Annotated in this window: 23 protein-coding genes; 5 read left to right on the plus strand and 18 right to left on the minus strand. The window is 37.4% G+C overall.

Translation table 11 applies throughout. The features are described from left to right. Positions 1–84 precede the first annotated feature (84 nt). The 3 genes from ACJVDH_RS12660 (at position 85) to ACJVDH_RS12670 (ending at position 1,244) form a co-directional block, all read left to right on the plus strand. Positions 85–585, plus strand: coding sequence for a DinB family protein (locus ACJVDH_RS12660; protein ID WP_443943768.1), 501 nt, complete (start codon positions 85–87; stop codon positions 583–585). Positions 586–625: 40 nt separating this feature from the next. Next, the gene (locus ACJVDH_RS12665; protein ID WP_443943769.1) at positions 626–826 is read left to right on the plus strand and encodes a LytTR family transcriptional regulator DNA-binding domain-containing protein; all 201 of its coding nucleotides are present in this window, start codon (positions 626–628) and stop codon (positions 824–826) included. A gap of 151 nt (positions 827–977) precedes the next feature. Beyond that, positions 978–1,244, plus strand: coding sequence for a hypothetical protein (locus tag ACJVDH_RS12670; RefSeq protein ID WP_443943770.1), 267 nt, complete (start codon positions 978–980; stop codon positions 1,242–1,244). Positions 1,245–1,357: 113 nt separating this feature from the next. Here ACJVDH_RS12670 and ACJVDH_RS12675 read toward each other — a convergent pair whose 3' ends face one another. The 3 genes from ACJVDH_RS12675 to ACJVDH_RS12685 all read right to left on the minus strand — a co-directional run bounded on the left by ACJVDH_RS12675 (position 1,358) and on the right by ACJVDH_RS12685 (position 3,677). Next, positions 1,358–2,647, minus strand: a complete 1,290-nt coding sequence (locus tag ACJVDH_RS12675) for an ATP-binding protein (protein ID WP_443943771.1) — start codon at positions 2,645–2,647, stop codon at positions 1,358–1,360. Positions 2,648–2,805: 158 nt separating this feature from the next. Then, entirely contained in the window at positions 2,806–3,228 is a 423-nt protein-coding gene (locus tag ACJVDH_RS12680; protein WP_443943772.1) for an organic hydroperoxide resistance protein, read from the minus strand. A 17-nt stretch (positions 3,229–3,245) separates the two neighbouring features. After that, positions 3,246–3,677 carry a MarR family winged helix-turn-helix transcriptional regulator gene (locus tag ACJVDH_RS12685; protein ID WP_443943773.1) on the minus strand — a complete coding sequence of 144 codons (432 nt, stop codon included), beginning with the start codon at positions 3,675–3,677 and terminating at the stop codon, positions 3,246–3,248. 610 nt (positions 3,678–4,287) lie between these two features. Here ACJVDH_RS12685 and ACJVDH_RS12690 point away from each other — a divergent pair. Continuing rightward, entirely contained in the window at positions 4,288–5,157 is an 870-nt protein-coding gene (locus ACJVDH_RS12690; protein WP_443943774.1) for a sensor histidine kinase, read from the plus strand. Here ACJVDH_RS12690 and ACJVDH_RS12695 read toward each other — a convergent pair. From ACJVDH_RS12695 to ACJVDH_RS12705, 3 genes are all read right to left on the minus strand, one after another. Then, positions 5,154–6,911: an ABC transporter ATP-binding protein gene (locus ACJVDH_RS12695; RefSeq protein WP_443943775.1), complete on the minus strand. Its 1,758-nt coding sequence runs from the start codon at positions 6,909–6,911 to the stop codon at positions 5,154–5,156. The two genes, ACJVDH_RS12690 and ACJVDH_RS12695, sit on opposite strands and share 4 nt — an antisense overlap. Next, on the minus strand, positions 6,895–8,631 hold the full coding sequence (locus ACJVDH_RS12700) for an ABC transporter ATP-binding protein (protein WP_443943776.1): 1,737 nt from the start codon (positions 8,629–8,631) through the stop codon (positions 6,895–6,897). The genes ACJVDH_RS12695 and ACJVDH_RS12700 overlap by 17 nt, the downstream gene beginning before the upstream one ends. Before the next feature lie 114 nt (positions 8,632–8,745). Continuing rightward, positions 8,746–9,348 carry a phospholipid scramblase-related protein gene (locus tag ACJVDH_RS12705; RefSeq protein ID WP_443943777.1) on the minus strand — a complete coding sequence of 201 codons (603 nt, stop codon included), beginning with the start codon at positions 9,346–9,348 and terminating at the stop codon, positions 8,746–8,748. Positions 9,349–9,470: 122 nt separating this feature from the next. Here ACJVDH_RS12705 and ACJVDH_RS12710 point away from each other — a divergent pair, with 122 nt between their 5' ends. Beyond that, entirely contained in the window at positions 9,471–10,307 is an 837-nt protein-coding gene (locus ACJVDH_RS12710; RefSeq protein WP_443943778.1) for a CvfB family protein, read from the plus strand. 19 nt (positions 10,308–10,326) lie between these two features. Here ACJVDH_RS12710 and hscB read toward each other — a convergent pair whose 3' ends face one another. From hscB to ACJVDH_RS12770, 12 genes are all read right to left on the minus strand, one after another. Further along, complete coding sequence (gene hscB, locus ACJVDH_RS12715; RefSeq protein ID WP_443943779.1) at positions 10,327–10,863, minus strand: Fe-S protein assembly co-chaperone HscB; 537 nt, start codon at positions 10,861–10,863, stop codon at positions 10,327–10,329. Between the two features lie 73 nt (positions 10,864–10,936). Further along, on the minus strand, positions 10,937–12,325 hold the full coding sequence (gene rseP, locus ACJVDH_RS12720) for an RIP metalloprotease RseP (RefSeq protein WP_443943780.1): 1,389 nt from the start codon (positions 12,323–12,325) through the stop codon (positions 10,937–10,939). A 27-nt stretch (positions 12,326–12,352) separates the two neighbouring features. Next, positions 12,353–13,513, minus strand: coding sequence for a 1-deoxy-D-xylulose-5-phosphate reductoisomerase (locus ACJVDH_RS12725; protein ID WP_443943781.1), 1,161 nt, complete (start codon positions 13,511–13,513; stop codon positions 12,353–12,355). Between the two features lie 148 nt (positions 13,514–13,661). Next, the gene (locus tag ACJVDH_RS12730) at positions 13,662–15,167 is read right to left on the minus strand and encodes a GH3 auxin-responsive promoter family protein (RefSeq protein WP_443943782.1); all 1,506 of its coding nucleotides are present in this window, start codon (positions 15,165–15,167) and stop codon (positions 13,662–13,664) included. Between the two features lie 111 nt (positions 15,168–15,278). Further along, complete coding sequence (locus ACJVDH_RS12735) at positions 15,279–16,067, minus strand: hypothetical protein (RefSeq protein WP_443943783.1); 789 nt, start codon at positions 16,065–16,067, stop codon at positions 15,279–15,281. After that, the gene (locus tag ACJVDH_RS12740; RefSeq protein WP_443943784.1) at positions 16,064–17,032 is read right to left on the minus strand and encodes a glycosyltransferase; all 969 of its coding nucleotides are present in this window, start codon (positions 17,030–17,032) and stop codon (positions 16,064–16,066) included. Before ACJVDH_RS12740 ends, ACJVDH_RS12735 begins: the two co-directional genes overlap by 4 nt. 64 nt (positions 17,033–17,096) lie before the next feature. Continuing rightward, a complete protein-coding gene (locus ACJVDH_RS12745; protein ID WP_443943785.1) occupies positions 17,097–18,047 on the minus strand; it encodes a glycosyltransferase family 2 protein in 951 nt (316 codons plus the stop codon). Positions 18,048–18,183: 136 nt separating this feature from the next. After that, positions 18,184–18,756: a DUF4199 domain-containing protein gene (locus ACJVDH_RS12750; protein ID WP_443943786.1), complete on the minus strand. Its 573-nt coding sequence runs from the start codon at positions 18,754–18,756 to the stop codon at positions 18,184–18,186. Positions 18,757–18,766: 10 nt separating this feature from the next. Further along, entirely contained in the window at positions 18,767–19,435 is a 669-nt protein-coding gene (locus ACJVDH_RS12755; protein ID WP_443943787.1) for a hypothetical protein, read from the minus strand. A gap of 56 nt (positions 19,436–19,491) precedes the next feature. Beyond that, positions 19,492–20,748 (minus strand): dihydroorotase, encoded by a 1,257-nt coding sequence (locus tag ACJVDH_RS12760; protein WP_443943788.1) that lies wholly within the window; start codon positions 20,746–20,748, stop codon positions 19,492–19,494. Next, positions 20,745–22,784 (minus strand): BatA domain-containing protein, encoded by a 2,040-nt coding sequence (locus ACJVDH_RS12765; RefSeq protein WP_443943789.1) that lies wholly within the window; start codon positions 22,782–22,784, stop codon positions 20,745–20,747. The genes ACJVDH_RS12760 and ACJVDH_RS12765 overlap by 4 nt, the downstream gene beginning before the upstream one ends. Positions 22,785–22,937: 153 nt before the next feature. Beyond that, positions 22,938–23,336, minus strand: coding sequence for a hypothetical protein (locus tag ACJVDH_RS12770; RefSeq protein ID WP_443943790.1), 399 nt, complete (start codon positions 23,334–23,336; stop codon positions 22,938–22,940). Between the last annotated feature and the right edge of the window lie 12 nt (positions 23,337–23,348).

Genomic DNA, 23,348 nt, shown 5'->3' on the forward strand with positions numbered 1-23,348 from the left:
TGGTGGAAAATAAAAGACACAAAAAAAACTAAATAAATTAGTTTTCATTACTATCTTTGCCAGGCAAAACAATCCCTAAATACTATGTACCGTCATATTAATGATTTTATAACCGATTGGAAATATGAAACCGAAAGTACAATTAAGGTTCTCGGAAATATAATCGATTCGGTTCGTACAAACATTATTCATGAGCAGGTTCGGTCTTTAGAGCGTTTAAGTTGGCATCTTACACAAACCATTACTGAAATGGGCCACCGCGCGGGCATTTTTTCTGAAGATTTCCTTGAAGCACAACCTATACCAGCTTCAATTGAAGCGCTTACAACACTTTACACGCAATATAGCGAAGAACTGGCAAAAACTTTACCTTCAAAATGGACAGATTCTTCCTTACTGGAAACTGTGGAAATGTATGGCGAAGAGTGGGAAAAAGGCAAGGTTTTAAGTGTTATAATTCATCATCAAATTCATCACCGTGGACAAATGACGGTAATTATGCGCATGCTTGACCTTCGCGTTCCTGGAGTTTATGGCCCTTCTAAAGAAGAATGGGCAGAACTTGGGATGACCGCTCCAGAATAACTTTTGTTTTTTTATTAAAGATGAAATTCTGCCACAAACCATGGAAGAATTGGAACAGCAACTAGATCCAAAATGCTTTTTTAGGGCAAACCGGCAATTTATTGTACACATGAATGCCATTCACCAAGTACACAATTACTTTAATGGTAAACTTAAAGTAGACATTAAGAATAACCCTGAAGTAGCAATTGTAGTGAGCAGAGATAAAGCTCAATCTTTAAAAAACTGGCTGGATTTTTAATTTAGCACAAGTGATAAACGAGTAATTTCTACATAAAAAACTCGGTCGGTAGTATTTTCGGTTCAGAAACAAAAATCTACGTTTCGGTCAATTTAGTCGGTTCGGGCACATTAGATTTTCGTTTTTTTGGACAAAAATAAAGTCCCAAGAAATGAAAAGAAAACTTTCTCAGAAGGGTTTAATCCACAGTCTATCTGCAATTTTAATTACCTCAGCATTGCTTTCTGCCTGCTCGGGCAATCCGCAAATGCCAGAAGCTGCCGCACCAGATGTAGATTTCCTGGAAGTTAAACCAGCACTCGCCCACGAGGAAAAAAAATATCCGGGCGCTATTGAAGGTACCGTAATTAGCATCAAAAGAGACAGATTAAACGCGATAACAGATCTATACCGAGCATTGGGCGCAGGCGTAGAGTAAAATTATCGAAACTTTAGTATGCTATGGCTGCTAAATTTTTTTTTTCAAGTGAAATCAGTATACACCCGCTATGCAGATTTCTCTTCGATTAAATATTCCGATTCCATATAATTTTACGATCCGGCAGGCAATGTTCCAGTTAAAACAGTTTTAAAAGTTTCCAGTTCTTCTTCATTGACGTTCAGTATCTGTCCAAAAAGTGATAAAATACGTTCTGCAGGTTCACGGTCTACCATATTATCAACCAACATCAAAAGTGTACGTTCCTGAATATCACTCAAGCCTTTAAACAATTTAGGCTGGATGCAGTATACTTCGCGCACCACTTGCATAAAATGATGCTTTCTTTGCTGTTGTTCTGTGCTTAAACCAAAAACCGGCAGCAAACCAGATGTTTCCAAGCGTTGCATTAATTCATCTGCAGCAGTTTCCCGCACGTACTGTTTCTGTTTTAAACTGGTAATTTTTTGAAGCGCTCTGATCAGCATTTTAAAAACCGGACTTTGCTGGTTTGAGCCAAATAATCCTTCTGATGTTTCCTGATCACCTGCATTGAAATTGTTAAAATAATCAGATTCAATATAAACGCTGTGGTTAAAATTTATCGCATTATTGTTAAATGAAGTAAGTTGTTTAAAAACCTCTTTTTTATCGCTATCCAGAAAATAATAATAAAACTTATCGCCAATACGTTCTTTCCAACGTACAAAAGTAACCGTAAACTTAAACCGGCTGCTGGAAGCATCTTCAAATTCCCTCTCACTAACCTGATGATCGGCCAGAATTTCTTCGTAACGAATTGCTTCTCCGTTAATAGAAAGTTTAAAATCCTTCTTACTATTCAACAACAAAAACCAGCCAAATTCATATTTTAGATAATCCTGAAAAGCTTCGCTTGAAAAAGAATAAGCCGTTACACCGAACAAATTGAGCAGTTGCAAAGTGGTTCCCGTTTGTTTGCTCTTAGACACGATTTTGTTTTCATCGTAGTAATAATCTTTCGTAGCTGCATGAATAGTGACATCGTAAGTCAGATATTCTCCAGAAACTTCATCTAAATATGTGGTATTCCAAATCGCACTTTGTGCAAATGCAATAAAAGAAAAACGCCCTTTGCCCTTTTTTCCGCGGATATAAGACGAACGTTGTTCTGCCGATCTTTTAAGTGAATCCAGAAAAGCACCAAAGGTTTTGCCCAGCGTGGATAAATTAATGCCAGAGCCGTTGTCTTTTATCGTAAGTGACGGGATAAAATCAATTTCATTTGCATCAAAAATCAAATCAACTTCTGTGGCACCTGCATCAAATCCATTCCAGATTAGCTCGGCAACAGCTTCTTTATATTCTTTTGTAATGCCTGCAAAATCTACACTATTGTTATTGATATTAACCTTATTTTCCATACTGAAATGCTAAAAAGCAAATTTAACGTAATTTACTAAATAATTTAGCAGTTGTGGATTCTTTTCTGTTTGAGAAAAGCTTTTATAAAAGCGTTAAAAGGAATCGGGAGTAAAAAAAGAAAAGCACCTGTAACGGGTACAGGTGCTTGTAATGCCTTTTAGTTATTGGTAACTTTCAACGTTACCGCTACATTGCCACGGGTTGCATTAGAATACGGACAAACTTTATGCGCTTCATCAATAAGCGTTTGCGCTTCGTCAAGACTTACACCAGAAATATTTGCAGTTAATTCTACAGCCAGACCAAAGCCTCCGTCGCCATTTTTACCAATACTTACAGCTGCAGTCACCGCAGTTTCGCCAGTTTGTGCTTTCTTCATACGGATAACCAATTGAAGTGCACTATCAAAACATGCGGCATAACCGGCAGCAAAAAGTTGCTCCGGATTCGTGTAATCGTCATTTGCGCCACCCATTGCTTTAGGCATACGTACTTCTAAATTTAAAACGCCATTATCGCTTTCTACATGTCCGTTTCGGCCACCTTTTGCAGTTGCTGTGGCAGTATATAATTTTTCCATTGTGATTTGTGTATAGCTTACGCTTTTGTTTCTACTGATTTTAATATTTTGCGAATTTGCTTGCGCAGATCCAGAAATTCTTCTTCACTGGTTTCCATTTGCTCAGACAGCGCATCTGGAATGTTGGTTGCCTGTGCCTGCAAATCCCGGCCTTTGGCAGAAAGGATAATATCCACAACGCGTTCATCGGCGGCTCGTCTTTCCCGGCTTAACCAACCGCGTTCGGCCATTCGTTTGAGCAAAGGTGTTAATGTTCCGCTGTCCAGATATAACAATTCGCCCAACCGTTTTACCGAAACCTTTTGATGTTCCCATAAAACCATCATTACTAAATATTGCGGATAGGTTAGCTTTAATTTTTCCAAATGTGGACGATACATCGATGTGATCTGACGAGATAAAGCATAAATCGGGAAACACAACTGATTTTCTAATTTTAACTGTTCCATTTTGTAAAATTTGATTGTGCAAAATTAAATAATTCAAAGGAAAGTTTTGTTAAGTGAATATGTTTTTGACATTTTGAAGATGGATTTTTGAAACCGCTGTAGTCTAAATCGCAGAACTGCCCTAAAAAAGAAAAAAAGCCTTTCAATCCTGAGAAGGCTTTTTTTTAGTTGTCTATCCCTATATAAGTAGGAATCCAAAGGTAAAAATTAAGACGAATATTTATGCCTTCTGAATAAAGTGAACAGCACTTTTTAGGGCTATTGCAGGTTTATTCAGAAACTACTTATTGTTAATTTCCCTTGAAAGACAGAATTTTCCATTGTTCTTTTTTCTTACTGCACTCATTATCAGGAGTTAAAGGACATCTTTATTTCCTGAAAATATGTGTATGCATTTCAGGCCTTTGGGTTAGGGTAACTTGATTTTTACCGAGCAACTATAATTTCACCAATTGTTCAAAATCATTATAAATAGTTTACTTTTGTTCAATCATTCCGATATTCCTCATCCCAAACCGGAAATCGAATTAATAATTTAAGAATCGATTTAACATCCCCTGGGTTCGATTCAGGCTTTAACCAATTTAACTTGAGCTGAAAAAGGGGAAACATGAACTGCATATATTTTATTTTAACATTCACAACTTTACTGGCCACACTTGCTGTACTTTATCAAATGTGCCTGAATTGTAATTCTACAAAACGTTGTAATCAGACGTTGAGATTAATGAACAAAGAATTGACTGAACAAAATCTTATACTGCAAAAAAGCATTACTACAACCGAAGCAAGTGAAAGTGCACAAAAAAATTTAATCCGCATTGTTGCGCACGATTTACGCGGACCAATGGGCGCAATCATTGGTTTAACCGGATTACTTCTCGAAAAAAATACTTTACCTGAAGAGCATAAACCTTTAATTGCACTGATTAAGAACTCCAGTGCCGATGCGATTAAATTTGTTAATGATTTATTGGAACAAGAGAATGAACTGCCAGAAAAAGTGGAAAAAGATGTTGTAGATCTCCAGAGTTTATTAAGGCACTGCGGAAATCTTCTGCGTTATAAAGCAGATGAAAAGGCACAGAAAATTATAGTAGAAGTCCAGCCTTTAACCATAAAACTGAACCGCGAGAAAATAGCGCGGGTTTTTGCTAATTTAATTACAAACGCACTAAAATTCAGTGCACATTCAAGTACAGTTCATATTAAAATGAATATTCTTGAGGATCACGTACTCATTACCGTCGCTGATTCCGGAATTGGTATCCCTCGGGAAATACAAATCCAGATTTTTAAAGAAAATGAGCAACTTGCCATTGCTACAGATTGTAAACGACTGGGCACTAATGGTGAAAAATCATTCGGTATAGGCTTAATGATTTGTAAACAAATTGTTGAAGCCCACAGCGGAAAAATTTGGTTTGAAAGTGAAGTTAACCAAGGTACCACATTTTTTGTTCAGCTTCCTATTCACTAACTAACTCTTTTTCCTTTTAGCAACATGGTCAAAGCATCGTTTAATGTGCCGGCGCGTTGCACTTCACCTTCATTTACGAAATAAATTTCATCGGCATTTTCAATTGTATTTAGGCGATGGGCTATAATAACCAAGGTCGTTTCTTTTGACAGTTTATTCAGAATATTGCCCAGTAACTGCTCTGTTATGGTATCAATATTTGCAGTTGCCTCATCCAGAATTAACAGTTCAGGATTACGCAATACTGCACGAATAAAAGCAATCAATTGTTTCTGGCCTAAACTGATGCTATCTGCACCAGAAATAATTTGCGTGCTTAATCCTTCATCAAAAATAGATAGCAACTCGTTCAGGTTGGCTTCTTCTATAATTTTTGTAAGTTCTGCATCGCTCACATCTTTATATTTAGCATTTCCATAAAGTATATTTTCTTTTACGGTGCCGGTAAATAAAAATGGTTCTTGCAAAATGAAACCAATTTTCTCTGTACGTTCTTCGGCAGTAAAAGACTTTATGTCTTTACCATTTAACAGTACTTCGCCATTTGTTGCATCGTATAACCTCGAAATTAATGATGCCGTGGTGGTTTTGCCGCCGCCGGTTGGACCAATTAGCGCGTAGGTTTTTCCTTTTTCAAACTTTAAACTCACATTGTGCAGAATCTCTTTACTGTGATATCCAAAATGAACATTTTGAAATTCGAGCAAGGCATCAGATTTTGTTTTTGTATCGGTATACATTTGTTGCAGATCACTTTCCAGGTTTAAAATTTGTGAAATACGATCCCAACTGGCCATAGCCACCTGAAAACTTGTCCACAGTGCAGCAAGCTGGCGCAAAGGATTGTAGAAGTTATTGGTATAAGCAATATAACTGACCAATAACCCGATTGTAAATTGCCCCTTAGAAATTAAATAGATTCCAAACAACAAAACTATCAGCTGTGCTGCGCTGGAGAGCAGACCATAAACCGGAACAAAAATATTATTAGCTAAACCAGCAGAGATGGCGGTTTTGTAATTTTCTTTATTGGTTTCATCGAATCGCTGACGGAAATAATCGCGGCGGTTAAAAGCAATAATCACTTTAAAATTATTGAGGCTTTCTTGTATCTCGGCACTCATTCCGCCGACGCTTTTCAGATTTTTTGCATTCTTTGCTTTAACCCATGGCGATAAAACAACCGTAAATAATACAATGGCAACAGCTGGAAGTAATGCTGCGCCTCCAAGTTCGAAATTAATGGAAAGAATAAAAATACCAGCCCCAATCATATTGAAAATACTTCCAATAAACTGCATCAGCGATTGAGAAAAAAACTGATTCAGTTTGTCTGTATCGTTATTTACGCGCGATATCAAATCGCCTGCTTTGTTCTGATTAAAGAAAGACACCGGCAATTCTTGCAGCTTATTGAAAATTGCATTTCTTAAAGTAAACAACATCCTCTGTCCTACGCCGCCCATTAATTTGGTTTGTGTGTAGCCAGTGATCATGACAATGATATAGATTACCGATAAAATACCAGCAAACACCAATACGCCGTGAAATTGTTTGGTACGGATATACGTATCAATGGTATGTCCGATCAAAAGTGGGCCAATTAAGAGTAAGCCAGAGTTGATCAGGATAACGATAAAGGCCAGAACAAGTGTTTTCTGCTCAGCCGAGATCAACTTCAACAATCTTTTAAGCGCCGTAAATGTAGATTGCTTTTCCTGCTTTGAGCTAAGCTGATTAAGATTGTAGTTCATAGTTGCTGGTACTCTGTTGGGAATTATATATCTGAACGTATTCTGGGCTGTTGGCCAGCAATTCTGCATGTGTACCGCGCGCCACAATTTCGCCCTGCATCAACAAAATTACCTGGTCGTAATTTTGTACTGACGCGATTTTCTGGGTAACAGAAATTAAAGTTAAATCGGGATAATTTTTTTCAATATTATTCAATATGCGTTTCTCCGTATTGGGATCTACACGTGCTGTGAAATCATCAAGAAGCAAGATTTTTGGATCTACAGCGAGTGCGCGTGCCAGCATAATGCGTTGTTTCTGGCCGCCAGAAAGGCTGTTCCCTCTTTCAGAAACCAAAGTATCCAGTTGATCTGGCAAAGCATTTACAAAATCTTTCAGCTCTGCAGTTTCTACCGCTTTGGCTAAGGCTGCATCGCTTACATGCGTACTAAAGGCAATATTTTCGCGTATGCTCATATTAAACATAATACTGTCTTGAAATACAAATCCAATTTGCTTGTAAAAATGCTCTTGATTATATTGGTTAATGTCTTGTCCATCAAAACAAACCAAGCCAGAGGTTGGATCAACCAAACCTGTTAACATGTACAAAAGTTGCGTTTTGCCTGCAGCAGTTGGACCTAAAATGGCAGTTTTACTTCCTTTTTTTGCAGCAAAAGATACATTCTTCAACACTGGTTTTTGACCGAAACTCAATGAAATATCCCGTGCTTCGAGTTCTCCACTTAATGATTTTTCTATTGTTCCGGGATGATCAACTTTTTCAGCATTCAAGACCATTTCTATTCTTTGATACGATGCTGTTGCCTGGGCAATTACGTTACTCATGAATCCAATAACCAAAATTGGGAACAGAATCATTGTGAGATAGCTACTGAAAGCTGCAAATTCGCCAAGCGTCATTTTATCGGTAATTACAAAATGACCGCCCAGAACAAGAATCGTTAAGCCGGCCAGGTTGGCTACAAAAATGATAATTGGAATTAAGCCGGCAAAAAGCCTCAATATGGAAAGGCCTAAATCCCGCGCTTTACTATTTGCTTCAATAAACTTATCATATTCCAGCTGCTGCGAATTGATGACGCGAATTAAAGCTGCACCGAGAATACTTTCGCTGATTACTTTATTTAACCAATCAATTACTTCGCGGCTCTTTTTAAACAGAACGCGCACTTTGCTTAGCACATAATAAAACGCGCCACCAATAAGCGGAACAATTGCAATTACACAAAGTGCCAGTTTCCAATTAATCATTAGCAACAAAATACTTGCGCCAACAATTAAAAATATAGACGATGCAATAGAAACAATTGCCTGAGAAACAAACATTTTAATGGAATCTACATCTGATGTTAAATTGGTCAGTAAACGTGCAGGGTTGGCTTTAATCACATATGCGTGGCTTTGTCTCGAAATTTGATCGGAAAGCTGGCTTCTCAAATCTTTCGCTACTTTTTCTGAGGCATAAGTTTGTACCACACTTTGCAGATAAGTAAAAATAAAAACAGACACTATGGCCAGCGTAAACTGAAGCAAAATGCTATCTACACGGAAGGTCTTGTTTTCAAAGCTATCAATGCCATGGGCGATAATTTTTGGCAGCAATAGATTTATCCCGTTGCTTAACAAAGCAAACACGATCAGAAGAATAATAAGGCTTCTGTAGGATGCCAGCAAGCTAAAAATACTCGGTTTTTTTACCGATGGGGATTTTTCCATATAGACAGTACTTGTACAATCAAATGTAGATGTTTTTATTGGAAACGGGCGAAAAGCGCTGAAAACAAAAATGCCTGAAACAATCAGGCATATATAGTTTTTTTTAGTTTATACTTATTTACTTTCTTTTAAAACCATGTCAATGGTAATGGCTGTAGCAACAATTGCCACTTTCTGGTTGTTTTCTGCATATTTCGGATCGATAGAAACATTGTACTTATCGGCAGTGGTAAAAACCTCTTTCAAAGCACCGGCCCATTTTTTATTTATTTTCCCAACTTCCAATCCATCTTTATTGCTAATGGTAAAATTCCACGCTTTCCAATCGCCAGAGATTTTAGCAATTTCACTTCCAGAAATTGGCTCCGATATGATAAATGTTGGTTTAAAAAATTTAAACTTTTGTTGAATTGTACCAACTTCTACCCCTTGCGGATCAGTCACAATAATTTTGGACATCCAGAAAGTCCATCCACGATAAATAGTGGCCTGTAAAACATCATTACTGTCCAGAATTTCTAAAGTAAAAGGCATCATTGCTTTATTAATCAATAGGCGCAGAACTTTGTGCCAACCACTTATGCGTTGCTTAATCAGTCCAATTTGCTCAGCCTTTTCATTATACACTTTATACTCATTGGCAAATTTCAGGAAATTGACTTTCTCGTCAATAAAATACTCGTCGCTTAAAAAAAATGTAGGAATGTTGTTGTTCATTTTAGATGTTATTTTAGTAGTTCGCTAAAATATATAAATAATATGGATGGGCAAATTTTAGATAAACTTAAAGCCGTACCTTTGAAACTTAAAGCCACTGAAGAAAATGGCTTACCAAGAAAATGATTGAAATAGGAAAATATAATGAATTGCGGGTTTCCAGCAAATACGAAGGCGGTTTAGTATTAACTGATGGCGAACAAAATGCTGTTTTGCCTTTCCAGCACCTTAAAGGCGGCGTAGAGATTGGTGATAATGTAAGTGTTTTTGTTTTTGTACAAAAAGATGGAAGATTAGGCGCTACTATGCAAAAGGCCTTTGCCTGTGTGGGGGATTTTGCCTTTTTAAAAGTCGTATCTGATGGCGATGACGGAACTTTTATGGATTTAGGTATCGACAAAGATGTATATGTACCGGCCAAAGAGCAAAAACGCCCAATGAAAAAAGGTTATAAATATGCGGTTTATGTATACCTTGATGAACAAAACAATCGTTTATGCGCTTCTTCCATGTTATACGATTTTGTAGAAGAAGATAATTTTGAGTTTGAAGAAGGCGATGAAGTAAGTCTGTTGATAACTGAAGAAACCGATTTAGGTTACAATGCCATCATCAACAACCGCTATATTGGTCTATTGTATTTTAATGAAGTTTTTGTTGATGTACAAGTTGGCGACCAACGCAAAGGCTGGATCAAGAAAATCCGTGTTGAAAATAAAATTGATCTTACTTTACAACCTAGCGGCTATGGCCATATTCTGGATTCTAAAGATATGATTATTCATGAGCTTGAAAACAGCGGCGGACTAATAGAATTAGGCGATAAAAGTACTCCAGAAGATATCTATCACCGTTTCCAAATCAGCAAAAGTGCTTTCAAAAAAGCCATTGGCGCTTTATACAAAGAGCGTTTAATTGTCTTATCTGATGATTCTATTCGTTTAACCGAACAGGAATAAAGCCAATGCAGGGATAAGATTACTTCGCCAAACGTTCTCTTATCCTTGCAATATATTTTTGGCGGTAAAAAATATCCTTCATTTCTGGAAAAACCGCAGCAGTTGATTCTGCATCGGCATCAAAAGCAATTGTAAGTGCGCTCATTTTATCCTGTAATTGTTGGTCAATTCCATTAATATCGCTTTCTACCTGTGCCTGTTTCTCTGCATCCGGCTCAAACTCTAAATCCATCAAAGCCTCGTTAATCTCCATCATTTCCATTAAGAAACTTTGCGGCAATTGGTAACCTTCATCTGTGGCAACCACTCCGTTTAATTCCAAAACGTATTTTAACCTCTTTTGCGGATGACTTAATGTCTGATAAGCTTTGTTGTTCAATGTAGAAAGCTCCAGAACTTCCTGTTGTTTTTCTTCAGACTCATTGGCATAAAAATCTGGATGGAATTTCTTGCTATTGGCGTAAAACTTGCTTTTAATGGTGTTTAAATCCGGGTGAAATTGTACCGGAAGTTCGTAAAATTCAAAAAAATTGGGTTGTGTTTTTTGCGCTGTCATGTGCTATAAAATAAAAAAGCCGCAGATGTTCAGTTTAGCACTGCGCATCTGCGGCAATATTATGCAATTCGGTTTACTTACCGAAAGATTTTAAAATATCATTACCAAAAGCAAACACCATTAAACTGATCAGGATTACAAATCCTACAATTTGAGCGCGCTCTAATACTTTCTCGCTTACTGGTTTCCGCTGGATCATTTCAATCAATAGAAATACCACGTGGCCACCATCTAAACCTGGGATTGGCAAAAGATTCATAAAAGCCAATGCCATAGAAATTAAACCAGTTAAGGTCCAGAATTTCACCCAATCAAACGTGCTTCCATAAACTTTCGCTATTCCAATCGGACTGCTAATATTTCGTGCACTCACTTTACCAGTTAGCATTTTACCAATACCTTTTGCATTATCTGCAAAGGTTGTCCATGCCATGTTTACCCCTACCGGGAAAGATTCTGAAAGGCTATAATTTACGTGAGAAGTAGGAAGATCAGTGAATTTAGGGGAAACACCAATAACGCCATCTGCATTTACTGTTAACCGGAAATCTATTTCCTTGCCATTTCTAAGCGCGTAAATGGTAACACGTTTATTTGCATTCTTAGAAATTTCCTCTTTAAACTGATCAAAGAAAACGATATTCTGGCCATTTACACGCAGAATGCTGTCGCCGGCTTTCAAACCTGCCGCATATGCGGGATAAACCGGGGTTTCTGTTTTTTTATTGAAAAGTCTGCCGAGTAACGAAGGTTTTTCTTCATTCTGTTCTGGTGCAGCAACTTCTTTCAAGCTGCCCATTTTTAAACGCGGGGAGATGAAATTTTCTTTGTCGTTTTTCGATAACTTATTGAGAACATTGTCTGGAACAGTAACATAAAGCGTTTTTTCGCCGCGAAGAACGGTTAATTGCGCATCGCCAAACAATACTTTTGAGCTTAGTAAATCTTCAAAACGGATAAGTTTTTTTCCATTAATGGCTAAAATCCGATCACCATTTTGCAGGCCAATATCTTTACCAATTTGCCCAACAGCAATTCCATTATCTAGTTTTGTATTTTCTACATAGGTTTGGCCTTGTGTAAAAGTCATCATCCAAAAGATCAGAATCCCAACAATAACATTTACAATAATACCTCCAAGCATTACAATTAAACGTTGCCAGGCCGGTTTTGAACGAAATTCCCAAGGTTGCGCAGGTTGAGCCAATTGCTCCGTATCCATGCTTTCATCAATCATACCGGCAATTTTCACGTAACCTCCAAGTGGCAACCAACCAATACCGTATTCTACGTCGCCGCGTTTAAAGCTGAAAAGCTTAAATCCCCAGGCATCAAAAAACAGATAAAATTTTTCTACTTTAATACCGAACGCTCTTGCTGCCAAGAAGTGCCCCAATTCGTGCAATATCACCAAAATAGACAATCCGAGCAGCAGCTGCCCCGCCATAATCAATCCGTTCATATTCTTTTAAAAATTTTTAGTTAGATGTTAAAATATTCTTTTTGTTACCAACTCTGCCGCTAAGATACGGCTCTGTTGGTCAGTTTCTAAATAATCGTTCAATTGTGGTTTTTCAATGAACTTAATATCTGCCATACATCGTTCAATGGCGTCACTCATCTCCAGAAAACCAATTTCATCTTTCAAAAATGCTTCTACAACAACTTCATTTGCGGCGTTAAGGATACACGGCATATTCCCACCTTTTTCCAAAGCAGAGTATGCAAGACCTAAGTTCCTGAAGTTTTCCATGTCTGGTTTTTGAAAACTGAAGTTTGGATAATCCAGAAAGTTAAAACGTTTAAAATTGTTCTTTAGCCTGTTTGGATAGGTTAATGCATATTGAATAGGCAATTTCATATCCGGAACGCCCATTTGGGCTTTCATAGATCCATCAGTAAATTGAGCGATAGAATGAATAATGGATTGCGGATGCACAATTACATCAATTTGGTTTTCCGCCAGATTAAACAACCATTTGGCTTCTATAACTTCCAAACCTTTGTTCATCAAACTGGCAGAATCTATCGTAATTTTTGCCCCCATTACCCAGTTTGGGTGTTTTAGCGCTTGTTCTTTTGTCACTGTTGATAGGAAATCCTTTGTTTTACCTAAAAAAGGACCTCCAGATGCGGTTAGGTAAATTTTTTCAATTTCGTTCTGCTCCTCTCCTACCAAACATTGAAATATGGCCGAATGCTCAGAATCTACCGGTAAAATTTTAACCTGATGGCTGGTGGCCAGCTGTGTAATCAACTCACCGGCAACCACTAAAGTTTCTTTGTTAGCAAGAGCAATATCTTTGCCGGCTTTAACAGCTGCAACCGTTGGCTTTAATCCAACTGAGCCCATTAAAGCGGTAAGCACAATATCGCTATCGGGATGAGCCGCAACTTCTGAGAGAGCGGCTTCTCCAGCCAAAACCTGAATATCAAATGATGAAAGCGCCGTTTTTACTTCATTGTATTTGCTTTCATCACAAATCACAACTACCGCTGGCTTAAATTCTATCGCTTGCTGAATAAGCAGTGCAGCGTTTTTTAATGCAGATAAAACAGCTATTTTGAATACACCGGGATGATCTCTCACCACTTCAAGCGCCTGCGTACCCACACTTCCTGTTGAACCTAAAATGGTAATTCTTTTCAAATCTTTTAATATCGTAACGCTTAAATTAATTAAGCTTTTTTATTTAATTATAATTTAGCTTCGCTGTGACGAAGCTGGGTTTGGGCGAGCAGAAACATCTGGTTTCTTGCCAAAGGTTGCTTCGCCGTTCCTTCTCGCAATGACGGATCTATAAATTGGTAATATACTGTTCCAGTGCATCAGCAAGTTTGCGATCGTTACTTAAACGAGGTACTTTATTTTGTCCGCCAAGTTTACCTTCGCTCTTCATATAATTTACAAAAGCGTCTTTTTGTAGCGGCCGTATAATTAATGGTTGAAGAATATTTCCTTCAATCAGGTCAAAATAGTAAATATTTTTCTTTTGCAAAGCCTGATCTACTTTTACTGCAAAAGCTGGCAAATCATTTGGCGCAGTAGAAAACTCCACAAACCACTCATGGTAAGGCAATTGGCCATTTTGCGGGTTTACTTGCGGAGCAACCGTAAATTCGGTAATTTCTACACCTTCATCATTCGCAACCGTAAGCAAAGCGTGTTCTACTTCCTCACCAATCACGTGTTCGCCGAAGGCAGAGATAAAATGTTTGATGCGGCCGGTAACCACTATTTTATAAGGATTAAGCGAAACAAACTTTACGGTATCGCCAATACTGTATCCCCAAAGTCCTGCATTTGTATTCAAAATCAGTGCATAATTCTGATCTAGTTGTACACCTGCAAGTGAAATTCTTGTTGGATTTTCATTATAATATTCTTCGGCAGGAATAAATTCATAAAAAATTCCCGCATCTGCAAGTAGCAATAAACCTCTATCGCTTTGCGAATCCTGATAAGCGATGAAACCTTCTGAAGCCGGATAGGTTTCTATTGCATCTATGCGTTTGCCAATACTTTGCTCTATTTTAGCGCGATAAGGCTCAAAATTTACGCCGCCGTAAATGAATAGGCTAAAGTTTTTAAAGATTTCTCCAATTTTTTTCCCACCAGATTTTTCCGAAAGCTTATCGAAATACATTTGTACCCAAGGCGGAATACCGGAAATCAGGGTCATATCTTCGGCAAAAGTTTCTTCTACAATTGCATCAACCTTTTGCTCCCAATCTTCAATAATATTGGTTTCATAAGATGGAAGTCTATTTTTCTGCAAATATGCCGGAACATGATGAGCAACAATCCCGGATAAGCGCCCAATGTTTATTCCATGTTTTTTGGTCAGCACCGGACTACCTTGTAAAAAAATCATTTTCCCATTTACAAAGTCGGTTTTCCCGGTTTCATGAATATAGTTTAAAATGGCATTTCTGGCCGCCTTAACATGCTCTGGCATCGATTCTTTAGATAAAGGAATGTATTTTACGCCAGATGTAGTACCAGATGTTTTTGCAAAATATAATGGTTTACCTTTCCACAATACATCTGCTTCTCCCGCAACAACGCGATCTACATAGGTGCGTAACCCTTCATAATCTTGTACCGGAACATTTTTCTTGAAGTCTGAATAATCCTTGATCTCTACAAAATGATGGTCTTTGCCAAACGCTGTATCTTTGGCCTCCCGAATCAGTTTTTGCAGAATATTTTCTTGAGCGTTAAGGGCATTATTCTTCCATTTATTGATTTGCCAAACGGCAAATGCGGCAAAAGGTTTGCTTAATGCAGCTTTTAATCCCATAAACCCCAAACCCCTAAAGGGGCTTCTCCTTTCTAATGTTAATATTTATTCCGTTAGTTTTTACTGGCATGGCATTATGTGGCTTAAAATCTCCTTTTAGGGATTTAGATGTTAAACAATATTATGCAAAATATCCGGATGGTCATCTCCTTTATATTCACTGGCGATTTTGCGGTAAGCAACTGTGAGCGCTACGCTGGATAAAGGAACAATGATAAATGAACTTAACATATTGACTACAAAAGCCACCAGCGGCCAATGCAAATAATTGAGCAGCAAATAAATTAAATAACCTCCGCCAAGTACAATAAGCAACAGAAGTATTTTGGTGAAATTTCCTTTGGTCGTGGCCAGACTCAGTTTAATAGAATCAAAAGCAGTCGCATTTTTATCGATAATGAAAAAAGGAAAAAAGGAAATACGCAACCAGGTAATAAAAATTGCAATAATCCCTACTGAAATGGCTACGTTTTTCACAACACTTACGTTAATTCCGGTATAAACAAATGGGAAAGCAACCACAATTACTACTGCATAAACGCCGAAAATACACACCACAAAATAAAGCGTTGCAACCACAAAACGGATAATTTGCAGGCGTGTTGGCAAGGTATCTACAATTTTCACGTCATGCTCTTCATCATCCATCAGGTGAAAAATATATTTGAAAAGCGATAGATTGATGGTGAAATAAAGCAATACAAATATCACAACCATTACTACACTTAAAGCCTTACTTACATCTTTAATAAAAAATGCCATCAAACTGGAAGCGCTGGCCGTAATAAACATTAGAAAGCAAAGTGTTGCGATAGAGAAATAATGTTTTTTGGTTATTCCCCAAGCCTTTTGCATTACATCATTAACGGCGAAAGTACTTTCTTTTAGGTAATTGATCATGATTGTTTAAATATCACTTTTTTAAATAAATCCTGGATAAATCCCAAACCATAAGCGGTTAGTTGAATAAACGAGGATATAATGCTCAAAAATGCAACTTTTACCGATTTATTTACAGACCAGGAATGGAAAAATATCAACATAAAATACAGAACAAACAGAAAATTGCAAATTCCGGCCAATGGCCAGTAAAACAGATTGCACAGTATTGTACATCCCACAAATAGTGTAAATGCTGCCGGAAAGAAATGTACCAGTTTAAGTTCTCTAGGAAAGTGTTTATAAATATTAATCCTTGCCCTTCCAAAAAAGTGAAGCTGTTTGTAAAACTGACTAAAACTTGTTCGGCGTTTGTGGTAAACTTTTGCATCGGGAATTAGTCCGATTTTGAATCCGTTTTCGTGAATACGGATGCTGTATTCAATATCTTCACCTAAACGGGTTAAAATAAATCCGCCAACTTTTTCCCAGGCTTTTCGCGAAACACCCATATTGAAACTGCGTGGATGAAACTGCCCAACGTGTTTTTTATTTCCGCGGATACCACCCGTTGTAAAAGGCGATGTCATTGCATAACTGATTGCTTTTTGTACGGGCGTAAAACTATTATGCGCAGCATCCGGACCGCCGTATGCATCTAACTTATGCTCAAAAAGGTAATTTTTAACAATCTCCAGGTAATCTGACGGTACAAGAATATCAGAATCAAAAATAATAAAGTAATCGCCGTTAGCCCGTTCAAAAGCATAATTCCGAGCAAAACCCTGACCAGCATTTTCTTTGAAATAGTATTTGATATCCAGTTTATCCTGGTATGATTCTACAATTGACCGCGCATCGTTTTTAGAGCCGTCTTCAATTACCAAAACTTCAAACTGTAAATAGGTTTGCTTAGTTAAAGTACTAAGAAGCTCGTCTATTTCTTGCGGACGATTATAAAGCGGTATAATGATGGAGAAAAACATGTTTTGGAGCTAAAAGCGAAAAACTACAGACCAAAGCTTTTTACTTTAAGCTTTAGTATTTCGCTTATTTAAGTTCTTTTTCAATTAAATATTGATTTCTTTCCGGCGCATTGCGTGATAGTAACTCGGCAATAAAACCAGCCAGAAACATCTGCGAACCCACAACAATTGCAACCAAAGAAAGGTAAAACAATGGTTGATCAGTTACATTGCGATAAGGTTGTCCGTTATAAATAAGGTATTGTTTTTCTATAAGTGTATAGAGTGACATAATGATACCCACGAAAAAGCTTAATACGCCAAGTGAACCAAAAAAGTGCATCGGGCGTTTGCCAAATTTACCTACAAAAAAGATGGAAAGTAAATCCAGAAAACCATTTATAAACCTGCTAAAACCAAATTTAGTGGTTCCGTATTTCCGTGCGCGGTGTTCTACTACCTGTTCTGATATTTTACCAAAACCCGCCCATTTAGCAATTACGGGAATATATCGGTGCATTTCTCCATAAACTTCTATAGTCTTAACTACATCGCTACGGTAAGCTTTAAGGCCGCAATTGAAATCATTTAGTTCAATCCCGCTCATTTTACGTGTGGCAGCATTGAATAATTTTGTTGGGATAGTTTTGGTTATCGGATCGTAACGTTTCTTTTTCCAACCGGAGATAAGATCCAGTTTTTCTTCTTTAATTCTGCGGTAAAGCTCTGGAATTTCATCCGGACTATCTTGCAAATCGGCATCCATTGTAATGATTACATCGCCTTGCGTGGCTTCAAACCCAACATTTAATGCTGCAGATTTACCATAATTCCGTCTGAATTTTATGCCTTTGATTGCTTGATTATTTTCCCTAAGCGTTTCAATTACGGGCCAGGATTGGTCTGTACTTCCATCATCAACTAAAACAATCTCATAGGTGAAATTATTTTCTTTCATCACTTTAGCTATCCATTCGGTTAACTCTGGCAATGATTCGTCTTCGTTATATAAAGGTACTACAACTGATATATCCATTTATAAAATTGGGTATTGAGGTATGTGTATTGAGATTTACCGCTCAAAACTGGTTTTAAAATAAAACGTGCAAATTTCATCAAATTAAATGATAAAACCTGCACGTTCATTATTTTTTTGGAGACTGAAATCTACTTTACAATTTCACATCCTTTTTAATCACTGCTGCAGAAATTAAACTCACAATTAAGCCAAAGATGGTGTATGTGATGGCTGCACCAAATGCTGCAAAAATCCACATGAATCCGCTCATTTTACGGATGCCTTCTATTTGTTGTTCATTGCCTTTTGCCTGCGCAATAGAAGCATCTACGATATGATCCATTGCGGCTGTATCCAATACTTTATAATACAATATGAACAGCAAACCAATAAAAAGACCAGCGTAGGCCGCAACTTTAAATCCTGTCGAAAACGCACGGCCGTAAGTAATATAACCGCCAAGTTCTCTTTTATGTGTGATTTGTGTATACACAATAGCTAAAATGAAAATACCATAAGACAAAACCATAGATATGATTTTTTCTGCCACTGGCATATCCGGATTGGCAGCATCTATACCTAAAAACTTGTAAAGATAAAACGTAGCCAGTGTATAAACGGCAAAACTAATAGCTACTTTAAAAGCCAATGCATTTGGTTTTTTATCTTGTTGTAAAACAGGATTACCTTCTGTAAAGGCACCCGTTGTAATGTTTTGTTCTTCCATGAGCGAATATTTAGTTGTGAATTGAAGTGATTAATATATAAGTCGCAGAATCGAACGATTTGTTACGGCTAAATTGATTAATTTCTTTAACTGTTGTTGCACTGCCTTCCACGTCGAGAAAAAAGGCCATAAATGGCACAAACAATTCTTCCATTTCCTGGCTGATATTTAACTTTTCTGAGGTTTTAGCAATTTCTTCTATACTACTTTCTGCCAAATGCTGGTTGCTGATCAATTCTTCATAAATTTCAAATTCGTCCTGAAACTCGTCGTCTTCAACCAACAAAAATTCTTTAAGGAAATCACCCAGTTCTGGTTCAATATCTTCGTCTTTACATTCTTTGATGTACAGCAATAAATTTAGAAGCTCTGTTCCGCGTTCTATGGTATCTTCTTCAATTTTTGCCCATTCATCACTTTCAAGATAATCTTCTTCCAGTTTTTGAACGTCACTGGCAAAGAAGTTAACCATTAAAACGTCGAAGAAAATTTCTCTTAATTCTTCAAAATCTGGATGCGAATCAAAAACAGCATCAAATGCGGTTAATTTATCCAGAAAATTCAAATCAAGCTCAAAAGCTGCGATTAATTCGTTTTGAAAAGTTGTTGCATCTACAGATGCCACAGTTGCATATTGTTTTATTGACGCTTTAAGTGCATCTTTTATTTTGTTGTCCATAATTAGATCTTCTGATATTTAGATTTTTGGGATAATTTTATTTTGCTTTTTTACGATTAAAAAGCCTGATGTTGTTTGTTGTTGTAAACGAAGATAACTTTTCCGGTAAGTTCTGTACCTAGAAGCGGACTGTTTGCCGATTTAGAAAAATTATTTTCTGTATTATATGTCCATTTTTCTGTCGGGTTGAAAATTGTGAAGTTCGCGTCCGCACTTTCTTCCACCACCGGAATATTTAAATTAAGTAATTTCCTTGGATTGATACTCAGTTTTTCTACCAAAACATCTATATCTAAGCCGGTTTTTAGTGCCAATGGAAGAACGGTTTGCAGGGCGATAATGCCATAATGGGCAATTTCGAACTCTACATTTTTAAATTCAATTTCTTCTGGTCGGTGTTGAGAAGTGATGGCATCTATCGTTCCATCTTTCAAACCCGCTATTAAAGCTTTCACATCAGCTTTGCTGCGTAATGGTGGCTTTACTTTGTAGTTGCTGTCAAAATCTACAAGTAAATCTTCGGTAAATACCAAATGATGTGCGGTAACATCGCAACTGATACGAAGGCCATCTTTCTTCGCGCGGCGAATCAAGGCAACAGAACCTGCTGTAGAGATATTGCTGATGTGAATTTTAGTATCGTTATACGTGGCAAGGAAAATATCGCGCGCAATGTGCATTTCTTCTGCAAGTGCGGGCAATCCTTTCATACCTAAAAGTACGCTGTTTTTACTTTCATTAATTTGCGCCTTTCCTGCAATAGATTTATTTTCCGGATAAACCATCAATAAGGCATCAAATCCTTTTGCATATTGCAGTGCTCTGCTCATAAAACCATCGTCCTGCAAAGCTTTGTCTCCATCAGAAAAAGCAACGGCTCCGGCGTGTTGCATATCAAAGAGTTCTGCAATTTCTTTGCCTTCGCGGTTTTGACTAATGGCACCCAGAGGCAAAACATCTACTAGATTGTGCTTTGTTTTATTGATAATATATTCTACCTGAGATTTGGATTGCACAACCGGATTGGTTTGTGGAAGCACAGCTAAACCTGTAAAACCGGCAGCTTTTGCCGTTGCTGTTAAGGTTTGTAAATCTTCTTTGGTTTCAAAACCCGGATCGCCGGCGGCACAATTCAGATCGAAAAAACCTGGCGATAAATAAGCGCCTTTTGCATCAAATACCGTTTCATCTTTTTCGGCAGCGAGTTGGCCAATTGCAACAATTTTCCCTTCGCTAACCCGAACATCGCATTTTTGCTGGTTAAATTTACTTTGAGGATCTGCAATGGTTACTTGCTGTATTAGGAGATTCATATTGTTCTTTTAGTGGGGTTAAAAAATTGGATAAGCAAAATTTCTGCTGCAATAAAAACCAGCGACAAAATTAGGCAAAGTTTCCATAATGTTTGTCCTATTTTATTGGTGCCGGCAATGAGTTTTACGGCATCTTTATCTGTATCAAATATTTTGAGGTTACTTTTTCCGGCCAGTTGTTCCAATTCACTTTTAGAAAGGTAATGTAAATCAGATTCGCTTCTGCCTGTATTAAAACTATAAACATTGAGCAAAGAATCTGCTAAATTCAGGTTATAATATCCAGGATTTTTAATCTGATCGGCAACGTAAACCAACGTTTTGCCGTTGCTTTGCCGCAATTCAGGAATGGCTTCAAAATTCTTCGCCTTTAAACTCAGGGTTTGGTTTTTTCCGGTATTTACTTTCTGGCTCTGCAATGCATTGGCTTTTCCCAGCGTATAATACAGCGCACCATCACTACCGGTACTGAGTGCAATTTTATACATCAACGGCACAAAAACGGAATGACGAGCCAAATTTCCATCAGCAGAATTTAAGCCAGACGCAGACAAATATGCAGCGCCATTGCCGAACGCATATTTTGCAAAAAATAGTTTCTTGGTAGGTAAAGTCAGTAAATTTTCTTGGGTTGATGTATTCCGTTCTATAAAACTGAAATATCTGGTAACTTCAGGAAGGTCGAGATTCTTTGGAATTTCTTCAAAAACCGCATTGAAAATTGGATGTTGAAGTTCTATATGCTCAACTTTTGCCGGAATGGTGTTAAGCTTTTCAATTGCGGGCAAAGATAAACCAGAAAGAAATGCATTGTATGTTTGAATATCGGCATCAAGATCTGGAAAAACTACGACAGATCCGCCTGCATTCATATAACTTTTAAGTTGCTGTGCTAAACCGCTCGAAGGATTTTTAAGTCCGTTAAGTACAATCAGACCGTAATTTCCAAATCCGCTGTAATTAATTTGGGTTTCGGTATTTTCAGTAAGTTTATAATATGGATCTGCTGCAAATAAAGCGCGGATATAATTTCCGGCATTTGCGCCATTAATACTCAACACAGCCAAACTCTTGTCTACTTTGAAACTGAAGGCCAGCGAATCATCAAAAGTTACCGGAAAATCTTTAATGCTGATCATCCCTTTTTGCCAACCCGGCTGTAGTCCGGAGAAATTAAGCGTATCTGCAAAACTTTTTCCTGCTGCAATATTCACAGAACTTAAACCTTTTTGCTGGTTGTTGATGATCAGCTTAACCGGAATATTTTTAGCTGCTTCTTGCGAATAATTTTTAAGCTGAACCACCAAACGCTCTGCAGCACCAGGCTGATGACTTGGCGAAAGCATCCAAACGCTATCTACAGCAACATTTGCTAAAGGTGTAGCGTTTAGTTTTAAAAATGAAAACTGTATGTCTTTTCGCGTTTGTAAGACGTTTTTAACCGCCATATTATTTTGAAAGTCAGAAATCAGAAAAGCATATTTGTTTACCGATCCGGAAAGTATACCTTGTTGCCGATTGATGATTTGTTGAAGATCTCGGATTACCGGAGAAATGCTGACTTCATCAAGCGCTTTAAAAAATTCGTCTTTATTGAGTAAACGCTGTTGTTTGCCATCAAAATCATTTGTAAGCAGCTGAAAACGATCATTAATGCCAAATGTATTAACCAGTTCTTTAGCTCTGCGTTTTGCATCATCCAGCAAAGTCCCATCCTGGTTTACCGTTTCCATACTAAAGGAATTGTCTATATAAATACTCGCAGAATTGCTCAACTGAACTGTTTTCTGTGTATTTACAGGAACATAGGGTTGCGCAAAGGCCAAAACCAAAAATGCGAGTGCCAGAATACGACTGAGTAAGATTAATAAATTCTTGAGCTTTTCTTTAGATGAACGCTGTTGTTCTACATCTTTTAGAAACTGAACATTAGAAAAGTATACTTTTTTAAATTTCCGGAAATTAAATAAATGGATTATTATCGGAATAGCAACCGAAAAAAGTGCGAAAAGAAAGCCCGGATAAAGGAAATTCATTAAAAACCAAAGATAGAAAAAATAAGGAAAGAGGAGAATCTGGATTGTAATAAACTTATATCCGAGATTTATTTTTTAAATCTTTAGATTTACATCACACCTTAAAATGGATTGTATTTTTATTCGATTAATGTAAAGGCGGCTTTAGGTCTATTAATAACTAAATCCCGGAAATTCTATATTTACGATTTTCCAATGACCTTCCTGCAAAGCGAAATACAACTTAAAAGGTCCGCTTACAATTTTATATTGTTTGTTTAGCATTGCGCGGAAACCAGCAACACCTTCTACAAAACCCATTCCTTTACCATCACCGAGTAGATTAAAATCCGAATCGATAATATCATATCGGCCACCAACATACTCATCAGACGCGCCAAATACACCTTTTAACCGACTCACAATAACTTTGCGCTCTAAAACTTTGTTCCCCGGAAGGATAAAGAAATCACTCAAATCCGGACTTAACGTTTGCTTAAACCAACATTTAATAAATTTTTCTGTACGGTGGATTAAGTCGGCCTCGTGATTAAAGGGAGTTTGTTCTAACATTCTGCAAACATA

Source organism: Pedobacter terrestris (assembly GCF_052343045.1).
Taxonomy (GTDB): domain Bacteria; phylum Bacteroidota; class Bacteroidia; order Sphingobacteriales; family Sphingobacteriaceae; genus Pedobacter.